Origin of the sequence: Nocardioides sp. YIM 152315 (genome assembly GCF_029210375.1) — a bacterium.
Taxonomy (GTDB): Bacteria; Actinomycetota; Actinomycetes; order Propionibacteriales; family Nocardioidaceae; genus Nocardioides.
The window spans coordinates 24,165-40,508 of sequence record NZ_JARGER010000018.1 but is presented as its reverse complement, the minus strand read 5'-3'; the positions used below and the strand labels follow the sequence as shown (position 1 = coordinate 40,508).

Annotated in this window: 18 protein-coding genes and 1 pseudogene; 12 read left to right on the top strand and 7 right to left on the bottom strand. The window is 73.7% G+C overall.

Annotated elements, in window-relative coordinates; all coding sequences use genetic code 11:
- Positions 1-9: 9 nt before the first annotated feature.
- The 4 genes from PZ894_RS05755 to PZ894_RS05740 form a co-directional block, all read right to left on the bottom strand.
- Positions 10-456 (bottom strand): DUF3040 domain-containing protein, encoded by a 447-nt coding sequence (locus tag PZ894_RS05755; protein ID WP_275743327.1) that lies wholly within the window; start codon positions 454-456, stop codon positions 10-12.
- Positions 457-672: 216 nt separating this feature from the next.
- The gene (locus PZ894_RS05750) at positions 673-1,413 is read right to left on the bottom strand and encodes a methyltransferase (RefSeq protein WP_275743325.1); all 741 of its coding nucleotides are present in this window, start codon (positions 1,411-1,413) and stop codon (positions 673-675) included.
- Between the two features lie 35 nt (positions 1,414-1,448).
- Positions 1,449-1,883, bottom strand: a complete 435-nt coding sequence (locus PZ894_RS05745; protein WP_275743323.1) for an SAV_6107 family HEPN domain-containing protein — start codon at positions 1,881-1,883, stop codon at positions 1,449-1,451.
- Between the two features lie 201 nt (positions 1,884-2,084).
- Positions 2,085-2,543 carry a hypothetical protein gene (locus tag PZ894_RS05740; RefSeq protein ID WP_275743321.1) on the bottom strand — a complete coding sequence of 153 codons (459 nt, stop codon included), beginning with the start codon at positions 2,541-2,543 and terminating at the stop codon, positions 2,085-2,087.
- Between the two features lie 49 nt (positions 2,544-2,592).
- Here PZ894_RS05740 and PZ894_RS05735 point away from each other — a divergent pair, with 49 nt between their 5' ends.
- From PZ894_RS05735 to PZ894_RS05725, 3 genes are read left to right on the top strand one after another with little or no spacing between them, the layout of a single operon-like run.
- Positions 2,593-3,066, top strand: a complete 474-nt coding sequence (locus PZ894_RS05735) for a YbaK/EbsC family protein (protein ID WP_275743319.1) — start codon at positions 2,593-2,595, stop codon at positions 3,064-3,066.
- Positions 3,066-3,422: an ArsC/Spx/MgsR family protein gene (locus PZ894_RS05730; protein WP_275743317.1), complete on the top strand. Its 357-nt coding sequence runs from the start codon at positions 3,066-3,068 to the stop codon at positions 3,420-3,422. Before PZ894_RS05735 ends, PZ894_RS05730 begins: the two co-directional genes overlap by 1 nt.
- 6 nt (positions 3,423-3,428) lie before the next feature.
- Positions 3,429-4,727 (top strand): FAD-dependent oxidoreductase, encoded by a 1,299-nt coding sequence (locus PZ894_RS05725; RefSeq protein ID WP_275743315.1) that lies wholly within the window; start codon positions 3,429-3,431, stop codon positions 4,725-4,727.
- Positions 4,728-4,820: 93 nt separating this feature from the next.
- Here the strand turns inward: PZ894_RS05725 and metF are convergent, their stop codons facing one another.
- Positions 4,821-5,711, bottom strand: coding sequence for a methylenetetrahydrofolate reductase [NAD(P)H] (gene metF, locus PZ894_RS05720; RefSeq protein WP_275743313.1), 891 nt, complete (start codon positions 5,709-5,711; stop codon positions 4,821-4,823).
- A gap of 65 nt (positions 5,712-5,776) precedes the next feature.
- Between metF and PZ894_RS05715 the strand changes: the two genes are divergently transcribed.
- Positions 5,777-6,847 carry a polyprenyl synthetase family protein gene (locus PZ894_RS05715; RefSeq protein ID WP_275743311.1) on the top strand — a complete coding sequence of 357 codons (1,071 nt, stop codon included), beginning with the start codon at positions 5,777-5,779 and terminating at the stop codon, positions 6,845-6,847.
- On the opposite strand, the gene PZ894_RS05710 is transcribed toward PZ894_RS05715, so the two are convergent.
- Complete coding sequence (locus tag PZ894_RS05710; protein ID WP_275743309.1) at positions 6,844-7,224, bottom strand: Rv2175c family DNA-binding protein; 381 nt, start codon at positions 7,222-7,224, stop codon at positions 6,844-6,846. The two genes, PZ894_RS05715 and PZ894_RS05710, sit on opposite strands and share 4 nt — an antisense overlap.
- 121 nt (positions 7,225-7,345) lie before the next feature.
- Between PZ894_RS05710 and pknB the strand changes: the two genes are divergently transcribed.
- The gene (gene pknB / locus PZ894_RS05705; protein ID WP_275743307.1) at positions 7,346-9,403 is read left to right on the top strand and encodes a Stk1 family PASTA domain-containing Ser/Thr kinase; all 2,058 of its coding nucleotides are present in this window, start codon (positions 7,346-7,348) and stop codon (positions 9,401-9,403) included.
- Here the strand turns inward: pknB and PZ894_RS05700 are convergent, their stop codons facing one another.
- The gene (locus tag PZ894_RS05700) at positions 9,404-9,532 is read right to left on the bottom strand and encodes a hypothetical protein (RefSeq protein ID WP_275743305.1); all 129 of its coding nucleotides are present in this window, start codon (positions 9,530-9,532) and stop codon (positions 9,404-9,406) included. It abuts the gene before it with no gap.
- 218 nt (positions 9,533-9,750) lie between these two features.
- On the opposite strand from PZ894_RS05700, the gene PZ894_RS05695 reads away from it, so the two are divergent.
- The 7 genes and pseudogenes from PZ894_RS05695 (at position 9,751) to PZ894_RS05665 (ending at position 16,344) form a co-directional block, all read left to right on the top strand.
- Complete coding sequence (locus PZ894_RS05695) at positions 9,751-10,632, top strand: deoxyribonuclease IV (RefSeq protein WP_275743303.1); 882 nt, start codon at positions 9,751-9,753, stop codon at positions 10,630-10,632.
- Positions 10,629-10,859 (top strand): annotated as a pseudogene (locus PZ894_RS05690) (EamA family transporter); the annotation flags it as partial. The gene PZ894_RS05695 and the pseudogene PZ894_RS05690, both read left to right, overlap by 4 nt.
- A 77-nt stretch (positions 10,860-10,936) precedes the next feature.
- The gene (locus tag PZ894_RS05685) at positions 10,937-11,521 is read left to right on the top strand and encodes a DMT family transporter (protein ID WP_275743301.1); all 585 of its coding nucleotides are present in this window, start codon (positions 10,937-10,939) and stop codon (positions 11,519-11,521) included.
- Between the two features lie 184 nt (positions 11,522-11,705).
- Positions 11,706-12,644, top strand: coding sequence for a DUF559 domain-containing protein (locus PZ894_RS05680; protein ID WP_275743299.1), 939 nt, complete (start codon positions 11,706-11,708; stop codon positions 12,642-12,644).
- A gap of 164 nt (positions 12,645-12,808) precedes the next feature.
- Positions 12,809-13,852 carry a 3-deoxy-7-phosphoheptulonate synthase gene (gene aroF, locus PZ894_RS05675; protein WP_275743297.1) on the top strand — a complete coding sequence of 348 codons (1,044 nt, stop codon included), beginning with the start codon at positions 12,809-12,811 and terminating at the stop codon, positions 13,850-13,852.
- A gap of 52 nt (positions 13,853-13,904) precedes the next feature.
- Positions 13,905-14,819 carry a hypothetical protein gene (locus PZ894_RS05670; protein ID WP_275743295.1) on the top strand — a complete coding sequence of 305 codons (915 nt, stop codon included), beginning with the start codon at positions 13,905-13,907 and terminating at the stop codon, positions 14,817-14,819.
- 19 nt (positions 14,820-14,838) lie between these two features.
- On the top strand, positions 14,839-16,344 hold the full coding sequence (locus tag PZ894_RS05665) for a PAS domain S-box protein (protein ID WP_275743293.1): 1,506 nt from the start codon (positions 14,839-14,841) through the stop codon (positions 16,342-16,344).

Here is a 16,344-nt window from a genome sequence, read left to right as displayed (position 1 = left end):
GCGTGTGGGTCAGAAGCCGCCGCTCTCGCGACGCCGGCGCCAGCGCTCCTCCATGCGCTCCATGAACGAGCCGTGGGCGGTGCCGTGGCCCGAGCCGCGGTTGCGCTTGGTCTTGCGACCACCGTCGATGACGGTGAAGCCGCGGCTGGGGTGCGCCGCACGCGGGTCGGCGGACGCCGGAGTCCCGTGATGACCGCGCAGCGCGGCGAGGGCCACCGTCGCGGAGCCGAGCATGACCACGAAGCCGGCGATGCCCAGCACGGTGATGCGCGCGACGGCCCCGGTCATCAGGATCGCGACGCCGATCGCGAAGCAGGCGCCGGCGATGATCGCGCGCCGGCGGGCCGAACGGCGGAAGGCGGTGCCGCGCAGCGTCGACGCCAGCTTGGGGTCCTCCTCGACGAGGGCCCGCTCCATCTGCTCGAGCAGTCGGAGCTCCTCTTCCGAGAGTGGCACCGTACCTCCCACACATGTCATCGCCGGAAACCGGCCCCGGCAGCTCCAAGTCTAGGCAGCGGCCCGTCATCCCGGTAGCCGGGATGGGGAAATTCGTGTCCGAACCGTGCCCACACCGCTCAACGGTACGGTGCCCAGCCGACCGGATCGTCAACCCCCCCAGGGCGGAGGAGGCACGCACCGACCGGCTCCGGGGCCGGGAGGCGCCCGGACGGATCAGTGCGCGAGCAGGTGGAGCTGTGCCGCGAGCGGGAGGTACTCGGCGCGCTCGGCGACCGCGCGCTCGAGCTCGACCAGGGCCGCGGTCGCCCCGGGCTCGAGGTCGAGCAGCGAGCCCGGGACCAGGTCGGCGAAGACGCGCACGCCGTGGACCGCGTCGACCGAGAACCCGGCCTGCCCGAGCAGGGCGGTCGCCTCCGCGGCAGTGAAGCGGTGGGAGGTGCGCCCGTCTCGCTCCCCCGCCGGCGCGTCGAGCAGGGCCAGCGCCTGGCCGAAGTGGCCGGCCATCGCCCGCGCCACGACGGCTGCGTGGCGCTGTGCGACGAGCAGGCTGAGCACCCCACCGGGGCGGAGCACCTCGCGCAGGGTCGCCAGGGCGGCGACCGGGTCGTCGACGACCTCGAGCACGCCGTGGCAGAGCACGACGTCGGCGCTCCGCGGCTCCACGACGTCGAGGAGCGTCGCCAGGTCGCCCTGCTGCGCCGAGACCTCGACCTCGAGCTCGCGGGCCCGCCGTCCGAGCGCCGCGAGGGCGTCGGGGCTCGGGTCGACCACCGTCACCCGCGCGCCGAGGCGGGCCACCCGCACGGCGAACCCCCCGGTGCCGCCGCCGATGTCGAGGACGTCGACGCCGCCCGCGTCCTCGACGTACGGACGGACGGCGTCCCAGACCACGGAGCTCCGGGCTGCGGTGCGGCGTTCGCTCGGCCGCTCGGTCGACCGCACGCTCTCGTTCATGCTGCCAACCCTAGGGCGTGGGCCGGGCTTCGGCCTCACCCTGCGCGCACGACCGCCGCCCGGTCCGCCATCGGCGCGTGCGGCACCAGGCCGAGCGACCTCTCGATGACCGCGAGGAAGCGATCGGCGTCGCGCACCAGGTCGTCGGCCTCCCGCTCGGCGACCGCCCTGGTGGACCCGGCCTCGGCCGCGGCACGCTTGGCGGCGCCGGCCGCGAAGAAGGTCGCCCACTCGCCCAGCTCGGGCGCCACGTCGGTCAGCAGCACCCAGGCGTTCTTCTGCGGACGGCGCCCCCGGCTCGCCGTCGGACGGGCTCGGGCGGACAGCAGCGCGGCCGCCGCCCGGAGCGCGGCGACGTGCGCGCAGGCGTAGCGCGTCGGGGTGTCGGTGGCGGCCAACGCCTCGCTCAGCGACTCCGCTGCCCGGGCCAGGTAGGAGTGGGTCGTGGCGGGCAGGGCGTACGGGTTCATCGGGCACCTCTCTCCCTCGACCCCGGGACTGACGACCCCCTCCGTCGACCCGAGCCACCGACCGGGCCGGCCCGACGGGGACGGGGGTCGAGGTCGTCCCCGCCGAGCCCGGATCGAACACCTGTTCGATCCGGGACTCACGGTACACCCCACCGCCGACCGTGCGTCAAGGGCGCGGGCGGCCTCGGACCCCGGACGCCGTCACGAGCCCGAGCGCACGTCCCCCGAGCGGTCGGCGGCGCGCAGGTAGGCGCCGGTGTCGCGATGCCAGAGCGCGACCAGCACCGCCGCGTCGAGCACGAGGCTGATGACCGACAGCGCGACGAACAGGGCCGGCGGCCCGATGCGCAGGGTCGCCAGCGTGCCGAGCGCGAGCGCCACGACGGTCACCGTGATCGCCGTCCGCGCCCACGCGTGCCGCGACCGGAAGAACTCCACGAGCACGACCATGAGCAGCGCGAGGACGATCAGCATCACCACCACGACCGGCACGAGGTCCGGCGGCTCGACGGACCCGGCGTCGGCGCGGCCGGACTCCCACGCGTCGAGGAGATCGGCCTTGAAGACGATCGAGAAGAGGGCCGTCACCACCGACAGCGCGATCAGCGCCGCCGTCAACCAGACCGCCGCCGTCGCCGCCGCGGCCCGCTGCTGACTCATCCGTCTCCTCCTCCATCCCGGGGCAGCACGCTGCCCTAGGGTCTCGACCATGAACTCCGAACATCCGGCGATCACCCGGTTCCGCGACGACCACGCGCTCCGCGGCGGCACCGGTGAGATCGTCATCCTGCCCGATTCGGTGCACACCGCGGCGCTCGCGGCCGAGGCTCTGGGGTGCGAGGTCGGTGCGATCGCCAACAGTCTGCTCTTCGACGCCGACGGGGCGCCGCTGCTCATTCTGACGTCAGGCGCCCACCGGGTCGACACCGCCCGGGTCGCGGCGGACCTCGGGCTGGGCGAGCTCAGGAGGGCCACGCCGGAGTTCGTGCGCGAGCACACCGGCCAGGTCATCGGCGGGGTCTCGCCCATCGGGCACCCGCGGCCGGTGACGACGTACCTCGACTCCTGGTTGCGCAGGTACGACGTGGTCTGGGCGGCGGCGGGCCACCCGGCGGCGGTGTTCTCGACGACGTACGACGAGCTCGCGGCGATGACCGGTGCGCCCGAGATCGAGGTCGCGTGATGGAGATCTGGCTCAACCCCGCCTGCTCCAAGTGCCGCTCGGCCGCGGCGGAGCTGGAGGCGGCGGGTGTGGACTACACCGTGCGGCGCTACCTCGACGAGCCGCCCACGACCGCCGAGCTCGCCGGCGTCGTCGCGCGGCTCGGCCTCGAGCCCTGGGACATCGCGCGCGCCAGGGAGACCCGCGAGGCCGGCATCGACCTGCCCAGGGACGCCGAGCACCGTGACGCCTGGCTCGACGCGCTCGCGACGCACCCCCGCGCGATCCAGCGCCCGATCATCACCGCCGCGGACGGGACGACCGTGGTCGGTCGCGACCAGGAGGCGCTCGACCGCGTCCTCGGCGCCGAGGCCTGAGCGCCGATGGCCCGGGTCGCGGTCGTCGGAGGCGGCTTCGGTGGTCTCGCCGCCGCGCTGCGGCTGGCGAAGCTCGGCCACGACGTCACGCTGCTCGAGCGCTCCGCGACGCTGGGCGGCGCGCTGGCGGAGGTGCGCGCGGGCGACTTCGCCTGGGACGCGGGCCCGACGTACACGCTCCTGCCGGCCGTCGTGCGCGACCTCTTCCGCAAGTCCGGGCGACCCGTCGAGCGCGAGCTGGAGCTGGTGCCGCTGGACGTCGTGCGCGAGCACCGGTTCGACGACGGCACCTCGGTGCGGGTCCCGAGCGGGCGCGCGGCCCAGGTGGCGGCGTTCGATCAGCTCGCGGGCGGGCTCGGACGGCGGTGGGCCGACCACGTCGCGTCGTACGCCGACGACTGGGACGTGCTGCGCCGGGACTACCTGGAGAACCCCTGGGACCCCGCCGCGCTCCCCCGCGACCTCGCCACGCGGCTCGACAGCCGGGAGATGCTCTTCAAGCGGCTGAAGCGGACGTTCAAGGACGAGCGGCTGCGGCTGGTCGCGACGCACCCGTTCGTCGCCGAGGGCCACGATCCGCGCAACGTGCCGGCCTGGGCCGGCGTGACGGCGTACGTGGAGCAGCGCTTCGGCGCGTGGACCGTCGACGGTGGCATGGCGCGGCTCGGTGACGCGCTCGTCGCGCGGCTCGCGACGCGCGGGGTGACGGTGCTGACCGACACCGACGTCACGGACGTCGTCGTGCGCGACGGCCGGGTCGCGGCGGTCACGACCGACGCGGGTGAGGTCGACGCCGAGGTCGTGGTGTGCGCCACCGACCCGCGGCGACTGGCCGCGCTGGCGGCGTACGTCGAGCGCACCATGCCCGCGATCCCGCCGGTCGTCGTGCACGTGGGCCTCGAGGGCGAGGCGCCCGACCTGCCCCACGAGCTGGTGCTGCACGGCGATCCCATGCTCGTCGTGCGCACCGGCGGCCGGGCACCGGACGGGCACGCGGCGGTGACCGTGCACGGACGCGGCCGTCTGTCCGAGGACGTGCTCCGGGCGCTCGCCCGGCACCGCATCGACCTGCGGGCCCGGGTCGTCGAGCGCGTCGACCTCAGCCCGCGCGAGCAGGTGGAGCGGTGGGGAGGGTCGCCGATGGGCGTGCTCTGGCAGGGCCGCGGCACCGTGCGGCAGCGGGTCGGGCCGCGCACGCCGATCGCGGGGGTGTACGCCGCCGGCGCGCACGCGACCCCCGGCGCCGGGCTGCCCTACGTGGGCCTGTCGGCGGCGCTGGTGGCGGCGGAGATCGGCCCGGCGTAGGCGCCCGCGCGCGGAATACCCGGTGCACCGGGTATTCCCGCACTTCTGGGGCAACGCAACACCCGAGAAGTGCAGGACCTGCCCGAGAGGTGCTCAGACCGCCATGTTGAGCGCGGCGAAGATCTCGCGGGTCGCCTTGGATCGGTTGAGGGTGTAGAAGTGCAGGCCGGGTGCGCCACCGGCGAGCAGCTGCTCGCAGAGCTCGGCCGCGAGGGCGATGCCGGCAGCCCGCATGGCCGCCGGGTCGCCGTCGTGGGCCATGATCCGCTCGACGACCACGGCGGGCACGTCGGTGCCGATCAGCTCACCCTGGCGGCGGATGTTGCCGAGGTTCAGGATCGGCATGATGCCCGGCAGGATCGGCAGGTCGACGCCGCGCGCCCTGACCCGGTCGACGAGCCCGAAGTAGTCCTCGGCGCGGAAGAACATCTGGGTGACCGCGAACTCCGCTCCGGCGCGGGCCTTCGCGACCAGCACGTCGGCGTCGTGGTCGAGCGACTCGGCGGAGGGATGGCCCTCGGGGAACGCGGCCACGCCGATGCTGAAGTCGCCGCGGCCGCGCACGAGCTCGACCAGGTCCTGCGCGTACGTGAGGCCGCCGTCGGTCGGCGTCCACGGGGCCCGCGGACCCTCCTGCGGGTCGCCACGCAGCACCATCACGTTGCCGATGCCGGCCTCGGTGTAGGAGTCGAGGATGTCCTCGAGCTCCGCGCGGGTGTGGCCGACACACGTCAGGTGGGCCATCGCGGTCATCGAGGTCTCGCGCGCGATCCGACCGGTCACCCGGACCGTCGAGTCCCGGGTCGACCCGCCCGCGCCGTACGTCACCGAGACGAACGTCGGGCGGTAGGGCTCCAGGTCGCGGATCGCCTGCCAGAGCTGCTCCTCGCCGGCCGCGTCGCGGGGCGGGAAGAACTCGAACGAGAACGACCGCTCCCCGGACCGGACGAGGTCGCCGATCCTGGGTGCCTGCTGGTTCGCCATGCGCAACAGTGTAGGAAGCGAGACCGCCTCGGACCGCATTCCGTCCACCCTCTAGTCTCGTCCGCGTGACGGCGAACGGGTGGGACAGCGCCGCCTTCCGCGACCGGGTCCAGGCCGTGCTCGACACGTTCGTCGACGACCAGGCCACCCTGCTGGCGCCGCTCGGCCCCGACGCGGACCGCATCGTGGCGGAGGCGCGGACCTCGGTGAGCGGCGGGAAGCGGTTCCGCGCCTCCTTCTGCTACTGGGGCCACCGGGCCGTCGCTCCGACCCCGGCCGACGAGGACGCGCTCGTCCGCGCCTGTGCGTCGCTCGAGCTGCTGCACGCGAGCGCCCTGGTCCACGACGACCTCATGGACGCCTCCGACACCCGGCGCGGGCGCCCGGCGACGCACCGCGCGTTCGAGGCCGAGCACCGGGCCGCCGGGTGGCCGGGCGACGACGCGCAGTACGGCGCGGCCGCCGCGATCCTGATCGGCGACCTCCTGCTCAGCTGGTCCGACGAGCTGCTGCGTCGCTGCGGGCTGCCGATCACGCAGGTGGCGCCGGCGCTCGCGGTCTTCGACAGGTGCCGTTCGGAGGTGATCGCGGGGCAGTTCCTCGACGTGTCGGTCCAGGCGCGCGGTCGCGCGGACGTCGACGCCGCGATGACCGTCCTGCGCTACAAGTCCGCGAAGTACTCGATCGAGCGGCCCTTGCACATCGGGGCCGCGCTCGCCGGCGCGTCGCCGGAGACGATGCGGGCCCTGTCGGAGTACGGCCTTCCGCTTGGCGAGGCGTTCCAGCTCCGCGACGACCTGCTCGGCGTCTTCGGCGACCCGGCGACCACGGGCAAGCCCGCCGGCGACGACCTCATCGAGGGCAAGCGCACCGTGCTCGTCGCGCTCGCGCTGGACGCCGCACCGCCCGCCGACGCGGCGCGCCTGGACCGCTCGCTCGGCACCGCCCTGTCCGGCGACGAGGTCGCCGACCTGCGCCGGATCATCGACGACTCCGGCGCCCACGCCCAGGTCGAGGCGGTGATCGCGGAGCTCGGCGACCGCGCCGTACGCGCCCTGGACCGCGCCGACATCGACGACCACGCCCGCGAGGTGCTGCGCGGGCTGGCCGACGCAGCGACTCGGAGGGTCGTCTAGAGCATCGCCTGCGCGCGGCGCTTGACCTCGGAGCCCCGGTTCTCGCGCAGGGCGTCGATCGGGCGGCCCGGCAGCTCGTCGTCGGTGAAGATCCAGGCGATGCACTCGCGGTCGTCGAACCCGGCGTCGTGGAGGAGCGTGAGGAGGCCGGGCAGGCCCTTGACCGGCAGGCCCTCCTGGAGGAAGTCAGCGGGCACCTGCTGGCCGGCGCCGGGCGACGGGACGGCCCCTGCGAGCTGGTGGTCGCGGATCATCGTGCGGACCTTGGCGACCGTCACGCCGAGCTCTTGAGCGGCCGCCGCCCAGTCGAGCCAGGCCGGCACGAGGGCGGCGAGGTCGGCGTCGGCGAGGCGGCTCGGGTTGGTGCTGCGTTCCATGTGGCCAGTCTCCCACCCGGGCGCACGCCACGCCGCGCCGCCGCCCAACGGGTGCCGATCGCCGGTCGTCCGTACGATTGAGGCCCCGGATCCTTCCCCATCCGGCCACAGGAGGGTCGCTGTGCAGCCAGACCGGCACGACGACCGGCACGCCCGCGCGGGCGGCGCCGGCGCCGCTGCCGACCCCATGACCGGCCGGGTGCTGGAGGGCCGCTACCGCATCGGGGCGCGCATCGCCCGCGGTGGCATGGCCAGTGTCTACGAGGCCACCGACATCCGCCTCGACCGCACCGTCGCCGTCAAGGTGATGCATCCGGGGCTCGGCGACGACAACGAGTTCGCCGAGCGCTTCGTCCGCGAGGCCCGCGCGGCCGCGCGGCTCTCCCACCCCAACGTCGTCGCCGTCTACGACCAGGGCGACGACCACGGCACGGTCTTCCTCGCGATGGAGCTCGTGCCGGGCCACACGCTGCGCGACGTGATTCGCAAGGAGAGCCCGATGCCGCCGGCGAAGGCGCTGGCGCTGCTCGAGCCCGTGCTCTCCGCGCTCGCGACCGCCCACCGCGCGGGCCTCATCCACCGCGACATCAAGCCCGAGAACGTCCTGATCGCCACGCTGCCCAACTCCGGCGCGAGCCGCGTCAAGGTCGCCGACTTCGGCCTCGCCAAGGCGGTCAGCGCCGACACCCAGCACACCGCGACCGGCGGCGTGCTGATCGGCACCGTCTCCTACCTCGCGCCCGAGCTCGTCGTCAACGGCCGCGCCGACGCGCGCGCCGACGTGTACGCCGCAGGGGTCGTCCTCTACGAGATGCTCACCGGCACCAAGCCCCACGAGGGCGAGACGCCGATCCAGGTCGCCTACCAGCACGTCCACGAGGACGTGCCGCCTCCGTCGGGGGTGGTGCCCGGCATCCCGACGTACGTCGACGCGCTCGTCGCCCGGGCCACCGCACGCGACCGCGAGCTCCGCCCCGCCGACGCCGCCGTCCTGCTCCACCAGGTCCACCGCGTGTCCCACGCGCTCGCCGAGGGCGTCGCGGACGACCCGGACCTGACGGCGGACCTCACCCCGCTCCGGATGCGGCTCGAGGCGGCCGAGGCGCCGTCGACGGAGGACACGGCGCCCGACCCGTTCGACGGCCGGGTGCTCGCGACCCTCGGCCCACCGGCACCGGCCGCCGACACCGACCTCACCGCCCCACTCCGTACCCTGGACCCGCCGCCGACGCCGACTCCGCCGCGGCCACCCGCGCGGCCGGTCGACGGCCCGCCACCGGGGCGCCGCCGCTCGCGCAAGGGGCTCGTGCTGCTCGTCGCCGCCCTGCTGCTGGTCGTCGGCGGCGGTGCGGCCGCGTGGTGGTTCATCGACGGCCGCTACACGAGCACGCCGGGCGTGCTCGGGATGACCCGGGCCGCGGCCGAGGCCGAGCTCGCGTCGGCCGGCCTCGACGCCGAGCTCGGCGACGAGGCCTACTCCGAGACCGTCGCGGCCGGCCGCGTCGTCGCCACCGACCCCGAGCCGGGCGACCGCGTGCGCGACGGCGGCACCGTGTCGGTCACGATCTCGCTCGGCAAGGAGCGGTACGACGTACCCAAGCTCAAGGGGATGACCGAGGACGCGGCGCAGGACGCGCTGACGGGCACGCACCTCGGCTTCGGGAAGACCACCGAGAAGTGGTCCGACACGGTCCCGGCGGGCGAGGTCATCGCCAGCGACCCGAAGGCGGGTACGACGCTGCGGCCCGACTCCCCCGTCGACCTGGTCGTCAGCAAGGGGCCGAAGCCGGTCGACCTCAAGGACTGGGTGGGCAAGAGCGCCGACAAGGCGCTCGAGTGGTTCGACAAGCGCGGACTGAGCGGCAAGGTCGCGAGCGAGGAGTACTCCGACGACGTCGCCGAGGGCGACGTCATCTCGATGGACCCGCCCGGCGGCACGACCCTCCACCGCGGCGACGAGGTGTCGATCGTCGTCTCGAAGGGGCCCGAGCTCATCGAGGTCCCGTCGGTGCGCGGCAACGGCGTGGACGCCGCCCGCGAGACGCTCGAGGGCCTCGGCTTCCACGTCGAGGTCGAGGACGCCGACGGATCGCTGGGGCTGGGCTTCGTCTGGTCGCAGTCCCCCGAGGCGGGCGACATGGTGCCGCCCGGCACGACCATCACCCTCTCGCTGATCTGATCAGTCGACGCGGGTCGGCGAAAGCTGCGCCGACTCGTTCCACCCGATCGGCAACCTGTCGGTGGTGCGCTCGCAGGTCAGCGCGTCGACCTCGCAGCGGACGACGTACGACGCGACCGTCAGCAGCACGTGGTCGTCGTCCTCCAGGCGCTCCCGGCGGGGTACGCACCAGGTCCTCCGCGGCCGCCTCGTCGCCCGCGCACAGGTGCACGGCCGTGCGCAGCATCGTCGCGGCGCGCGCGTCGACGTACGCCGTGAAGGCACGGTCTCGGTCGTCCACGCGAGCTCCTGGATGACGGTTCGGGGCTGACCCTAGGACGCATCGAACCGCGGGATAGGTTGACGCGGTGCGCAACCCGATCGGAACCCACGTCCTGGTCGGCAAGGGCCTCGTCGACGGGGCGGTCGCGAACGCCGACCTCGTCGGCTGCGAGACCTTCCAGGTCTTCGTGGGCAATCCGCGCGGGTGGGCGCTCACCGACGGCAAGCCCGCCGAGGACGCACGGTTCCGCGACCTGATGGCCGAGCGTGGGACGCGGGTCTTCATCCACTCGCCCTACCTGGTCAACCTCGGCTCTCCGACCGCCGCGACGTACGAGCGCTCGGCGGCGTCGGTCGCCCACAACCTGAAGAGGGCCGCCGAGATCGGCGCCGAGGGGGTCGTCGTGCACACCGGGTCGTTCGTCGACCCGAGCGAGGGTGACAGCGTCGCGCGGTACGACGCGGCGATGAGGCAGGTGCGGGAGGCGCTGCTCCCGCTGCTCGACGCGGTGGCCGACGAGGGCGCGCCGTGGCTGCTGCTCGAGCCCACCGCGGGGCAGGGCCGGTCGCTGTGCGCCGGCGTCGAGGACCTCGCGCCGTACCTCGACGCCCTCGACCACCACCCCAAGGCCGGCATCTGCCTCGACACCTGCCACGTGTTCGCCGCCGGGGCTCCGCTGGACGAGCCGGGCGGCGCGACCGCCACCGTCGACCGGGTGGTCGAGATCGGCGGGCCGGGTCGGCTGCGGCTGATCCACGCCAACGACTCGATGGACGTGCGTGGCGCGTTCAAGGACCGCCACCAGCGCATCGGCGAGGGACACATCGGCGAGGCGGCGTTCACGGAGCTCTTCGCCCACCCGGCCACCGACGGGGTGCCCTTCATCCTCGAGACGCCCGACTCCCGCAATGCCGACACCCGCGACATCCCCCTGCTCAAGCGCCTGCGCGAGCAGGCCGCGCCGTGACCGACACCCGTCGTACGACGCTCCTCGCGACGGCGGCGCTGCTGGGCGTCACCGCCTGCTGGGGCAGCACGTTCTTCCTCATCAAGGACCTGGTCGACCGGATCCCGACCGTCGACTTCCTGGCGCTGCGCTTCTCGATCGCGGCGGTCCTGCTGCTGGTGGTCGCGCCCAAGGCGCTGCTGCGGCTCTCCCCCACGACCCGCCGCCAGGCGCTGGTCCTCGGTGGTCTCTACGGCGTCGCGCAGATCCTGCAGACCGCCGGGCTCGCGCACACCCCGGCGAGCGTGCCGGCTTCATCACGGGCATGTACGTCGTGGCGACGCCGCTCCTCGCGGCCGTGCTGCTCCACAACCGGATCACGCGGCTCACCTGGCTCGCGGTCGTCCTCGCGTTCGGCGGGCTGGCCGTGCTGTCCCTCGACGGGCTCTCCGTCGGCTACGGCGAGGCGATCACCTTCCTCGCCGCGCTGCTCTACGCGCTCCACATCGTCGGGCTCGGCGCCTGGTCGAACGCCCGGGACGCCCTCGGGATGTCCATCCTCCAGGTCGTCGTCGTCGCCGTGATCTGCCTCGTCGCGAGCGCTCCGCACGGCATCGTGCTGCCGGACACCGGCCGCGACTGGCTCTCGGTGGTCTACATGGCGGTGTTCCCGGCCGCCGTGGCGCTGCTCGCGCAGACCTGGGCGCAGGCCCACCTCAGCGCCACCCGGGCAGCGATCGTGATGAGCATGGAGCCGGTCTTCGCGGCGTTCTTCGCGGTGCTCCTCGGCGGCGAGACCCTCACGGGGCGCATGGTCACCGGCGGCGTGCTCGTCCTCGCCGCGATGCTCATCGTCGAGGTCGGCCCGCGACGCAAGGTCGAGGCCGAGGTGCCGCACATCGCGGTCTGAGCCTCGCCCGGCCTGGGACGTCATACGGACGGAGCAACCGCTTGCTCGCACCGTATGACCTCCCGGCGCAGCCCTGGCCGCGGGCGACGACCCCGACATGTGCACAGCTCGTCCTCCCGCGCGGGATTCCACAGCGGGTGGTGCAGCAGGGGCGCGCTTCCCGGAAGTCGGCAAGCGTGCAGCCATGCCACGACAGATCCGATACGACGATCCGCGGTTCGTCTCTGCGCGCCGGCTTGCCACGCAGCAAGGGTGGGTGCTGTCGCGTCGCCAGCTCTACTCGTTGGGGATCACCCGATGGGAGATCCGCGGCCAAGTCCGGGCACACCGCTGGCAGCTGATCGGCGACCAGTCCGTGCACCTCACCAATGGTGACCTGTCGCCGACCGGCGAGCAGTGGGCGGCCGTCGTCCAGGGCGGCCCCCGGGCGTGCCTGGACGGCGGGTCGGCGCTGATCGCCGCCGGTCTCGAGCGGTACGAGCTGGACCGCGTGCGCGTTTCTGTCCCCCGGGGGGCACGGGTCCGTCGCAGGCGCAGCTTCGACATCCGGCAGACCCGTCGGTGGGCGGAGGACGACATCGTCCGCGTCGGCATCCCGCGCACCCGCCCGGCCACCGCTGCGATCCGTGCGGCGCTGTGGGCGCGCACCGACCGCGAGGCGACGTACGTCCTCCTCCTGACGGTGCAGCAACGCCTCGCCACCGCGGCCATGGTCGGGACCGAGCTGCTTCGCGTGCGCCGCGACCGGCGCCGCCTGCTGCTGCACACCGTCGTCAACGAGCTGCTCGACGGGGCCCAGTCGCTCGGCGAGATCGACGTCGGTGTCCTGCTGCGTCGACGTGGCCTCCCCGCGCCGAGCCGACAGGTGGTCCGTCAGGACGGGCGCGGCCGCTACTACCTCGACCTCTACTGGCCGGCCTACCACCTCGTCGTCGAGGTCGACGGCATCCACCACACCTGGGCCCAGAACGTCGTCGGCGACGCGCTGCGCCAGAACGCCCTGACGCTGGACGGCGACACCGTGCTCCGCATCCCGCTGCTCGGACTGCGCCTCGAGCCCGAGGCGTTCCTCGATCAGGTCGAAGACGGCCTCCGCGCCGGTGGGTGGTCCTTCGCAGCCTGAGGACTCCCCCGCGCGGGGACGTCATACGGACGGAGCATCCGCTTGCTCCCACCGCACGACGTCCCGGATCGCGGGCACGTCCCGGGAAGAGTGCCGTGGTCGCCTAGCCTCGTCGTGCAGGTAGGGCCCCGACGACGTGGCCGGTCCCGAGAAGGAGAGCCAGCATGGTCGTCGTCATGTCTCCCGATGCCACCGCCGAGGACGTCGCCCGGGTCGTCGCCCGGGTCGAGGGCGTCGGCGGGGAGGCCAACGTCAGCAAGGGCGTCGTCCGCACCATCATCGGGCTGGTCGGCGACATCGACTCCTTCCACCACCTCAACCTGCGCACGCTGCCCGGCGTCGCCGACGTGCACCGCATCTCCGATCCCTACAAGCTCGTCAGCCGCCAGCACCACCCCGACCGGTCGACGGTGTGGGTGGGGCGGCCCGGCCGCCAGGTGCCGATCGGTCCGGAGACGGTGACGTTCATCGCCGGACCGTGCGCCGTCGAGTCGGCCCAGCAGACTCTCGAGGCCGCGCAGATGGCCAGGTCCGCGGGAGCCACGATCCTGCGCGGCGGCGCCTTCAAGCCGCGGACCTCGCCGTACGCCTTCCAGGGCCTGGGAGTCCAGGGCCTCGAGATCCTCGCCGACGTGCGCGAGGCGACCGGGCTGCCGATCGTGACCGAGGTGGTCGACGCGCGCGACGTCGCCGTCGTCGCGGAGTACGCCGACATGCTGCAGATCGGCACGCGCAACATGGCCAACTTCGGGCTGCTCCAGGCTGCCGGCGAGGCGGGCAAGCCGGTGCTGCTCAAGCGCGGCATGACCGCCACCATCGAGGAGTGGCTGATGGCGGCGGAGTACATCGTCCAGCGCGGCAACCTCGACGTGGTCCTGTGCGAGCGCGGGATCCGCACCTTCGAGCCGTCGACCCGCAACACGCTGGACATCTCGGCGGTGCCCGTCGTCCAGGCGACCAGTCACCTGCCGGTCATCGTCGACCCCTCTCACGCGGCCGGTCGCAAGGACCTGGTCGTACCGCTGTCCCGAGCGGCGATCGCGGTCGGCGCCGACGGCGTCATCGTCGACGTGCACCCGCAGCCCGAGGTCGCCCTGTGCGACGGACCCCAGGCACTCGAGGGGGCCGACCTGCGCGAGCTCGCCCAGGCGGTCCGCCGCTTCCCCGCGCTCGTGGGGCGCACCGCCGCCCAGGCGCCCGTCGTCTAGGGTGATCCTCCGGGTGCCCGGCAGCCGCGGCGGGGGAGCCGGGAGGAGAACCATGGATCACTGCGCCAGGTGCGGCCACGAGCTCGGCATCGGTCGCTACTGCACCAACTGCGGCCAGCCGGTCGGCGCCGAGCCCGACTGGCGCACGGACACCGCCGAGCGCGCGCGCTCGACGACCCCGCCACCCGACGACCCGCCACCCCCGGCCTGGACGCCGCCGCCCCCCGCGCGCTTCCCCCTGTACGCCGACGAGTCGGAGCACCCCGACGACTCCTTCGACGGCCCCGTCCCGGTGGAGCCGACCAGCCACCGCCGACCGCCGTGGGGACTGTGGGTCGCCGCCGCGGCGGTCCTGGTGCTCATCGGTGCCGTGGTCGTCGCGATCGTCGTCGGCGACGACGATGCGCCGTCGACCGCCGACGACTCGACCACGTCGGCCGCGCCCGGCGACGAGACCGGCGACGAGACCGGCGACGAGACCGGCCCGGCACCCGGCGGCGTCGGCAACCTGGCGTCCGTGGCGACGGTCGAGGTGCCGGCCACGGCGGGTCCCGGCCAGGACGTCGAGGGCAAGAAGGTCAGCTACGACGGCGAGAACATGCTCGACGGCGTACCGGAGACCGCCTGGCGGATGCCGGGCGACGGGACCGGGGAGGAGATCGTCGTGACCCTGCCCGAGGAGGCACGCCTGAGCTCGGTCGGGCTCATCAACGGCTACGCCAAGCGGGCTCCCGGCCGCGACTGGTACCACGGCAACCGGCGCATCGAGCAGGTCGAGTGGGTTTTCGACGACGGCAGCACCGTCACCCAGGACCTCGGCGACACCACCGGCGTGCAGTCGGTGGACGTCGAGGTCGCCACGACCACGATCACGATCCGCCTGCTCGCGGTGTCGAAGCCCGGGAGCGGAGCGTCGTCGCGCGACTTCACCGCAATCAGCGACCTCTCGGTCGTCGGCGAGAGCTGAGGGCCGCGCGTGGCCTACGGTGAGCCAGCGACGTTCGGGCGAGGAGGACCGGATGCAGGTGACACCGGACGGCACCGAGCTGTGGCGGCTGACGCTGCAGTACTCGCCCGTCGGCATGACGCTGGTCGGGCTCGACGGCCGACTGCTGATGGTCAACCACGCGCTCTGCGAGATGCTCGGCTATGCCGCCGAGGAGCTGTCGCAGCGCGGCTTCCAGGAGCTCACCCACCCCGATGACCTCGACGCCGACCTCGAGCAGTTCGAGCGGGCGCTGAGTGGCGAGATCGACTCCTACCGGCTGCGCAAGCGCTACCTCCACGCCGACGGCCACGAGGTCTGGGGCGACCTCTCGGTCGCGCTCGTGCGCGACCCCGTCGGCGAGCCGCTGCACTTCGTCTCGCAGATCCTCGACGTCAGCGAGCAGCACGAGTACGAGCAACGGCTGCGCGCCGCCAACGACGAGCTCGAGCACGAGCGCCAGACGCTCTCGGCGATCTTCGACACCGTCAACGTCGGGCTGCTGCTCATCGACCGCGACGGGCGCTACGAGCGGATGAACCGGCGGCACGCGGAGACGATGCGGCTGCCGTTCCCCGGCGGGCACGCCGGCGAGGCCGGTCAGGTGGGCCACGTGTACTTCCCCGACGGTCGGCTGATGAGCACCGAGGACATGCCGTCCTACCGCGCGGCGCACGGCGCGGAGTTCGACGACTACACCTACTGGGTCGGGGACGACGCCGCCGCCCGTACGGCGTTCTCCACGTCGGCCCGTCAGGTGCGTGGACCGTCGGGCGAGCGCATCGGGGCGGCCCTCGCCTACCAGGAGATCACCGACCTGATGCGGGCGATGCGGGTCAAGGACGAGTTCGTGTCGTCGGTGTCGCACGAGCTGCGCACCCCGCTCACGACGGTGCTCGGCTACCTGGAGCTGCTCGCCGACCGCCCGGACCTCCCGTCCGACGCGGCCGGTCAGGTCCGCATCGCGCAGCGCAACGCCCTGCGACTGCTCGCCCTGGTGTCCGACGTGCTCGACGTGGCCCGAGCGGAGGCGGGGCACCTGGTGCTGGCACGGATGCCGACGGACCTGACCACGTTGGTGCACGAGGCGGTGGAGACGTCGGCGCCGGAGGCCGAGCACCGTGGCGTGAGCGTGCGGGTCGACGCACCGGAGAGGCTGGTCGCCGAGGTCGACGAGAGCCGCCTGCGTCAGGTCGTCGACAACCTGGTCTCCAACGGCGTCAAGTACAGCGAGCGCGGCGACGCGGTGACCGTGTCGCTGCGGGCGGCGCCCGGCGCGGTCGAGATCGAGGTGAGCGACACCGGCATCGGGATCGCTCCGGACGAGGTCGCCCACGTCTTCGACCCGTTCTTCCGCGGCGGGCAGGTGGTGGCGAGCCAGATCTCGGGCACCGGCCTCGGCCTCAACATCGTCCAGTCGATCGTGGTCGCGCACGGCGGCACCATCACGCTTGACAGCGAGCCCAGCCGCGGCAGCACGTTCCGGGTGACCCTGCCGAGCGGGTGA

Bases quoted from the DNA above. Each gene is read 5' to 3' on its own strand.
- PZ894_RS05750 (WP_275743325.1), bottom strand. From the start codon at position 1,413: ATGAACGAGAGCGTGCGGTCGACCGAGCGGCCGAGCGAACGCCGCACC.
- PZ894_RS05745 (WP_275743323.1), bottom strand. From the start codon at position 1,883: ATGAACCCGTACGCCCTGCCCGCCACGACCCACTCCTACCTGGCCCGG.
- PZ894_RS05740 (WP_275743321.1), bottom strand. From the start codon at position 2,543: ATGAGTCAGCAGCGGGCCGCGGCGGCGACGGCGGCGGTCTGGTTGACG.
- PZ894_RS05735 (WP_275743319.1), top strand. From the start codon at position 2,593: ATGAACTCCGAACATCCGGCGATCACCCGGTTCCGCGACGACCACGCG.
- PZ894_RS05730 (WP_275743317.1), top strand. From the start codon at position 3,066: ATGGAGATCTGGCTCAACCCCGCCTGCTCCAAGTGCCGCTCGGCCGCG.
- PZ894_RS05725 (WP_275743315.1), top strand. From the start codon at position 3,429: ATGGCCCGGGTCGCGGTCGTCGGAGGCGGCTTCGGTGGTCTCGCCGCC.
- metF (WP_275743313.1), bottom strand. From the start codon at position 5,711: ATGGCGAACCAGCAGGCACCCAGGATCGGCGACCTCGTCCGGTCCGGG.
- PZ894_RS05710 (WP_275743309.1), bottom strand. From the start codon at position 7,224: ATGGAACGCAGCACCAACCCGAGCCGCCTCGCCGACGCCGACCTCGCC.
- PZ894_RS05685 (WP_275743301.1), top strand. From the start codon at position 10,937: ATGTACGTCGTGGCGACGCCGCTCCTCGCGGCCGTGCTGCTCCACAAC.
- PZ894_RS05680 (WP_275743299.1), top strand. From the start codon at position 11,706: ATGCCACGACAGATCCGATACGACGATCCGCGGTTCGTCTCTGCGCGC.
- aroF (WP_275743297.1), top strand. From the start codon at position 12,809: ATGGTCGTCGTCATGTCTCCCGATGCCACCGCCGAGGACGTCGCCCGG.
- PZ894_RS05670 (WP_275743295.1), top strand. From the start codon at position 13,905: ATGGATCACTGCGCCAGGTGCGGCCACGAGCTCGGCATCGGTCGCTAC.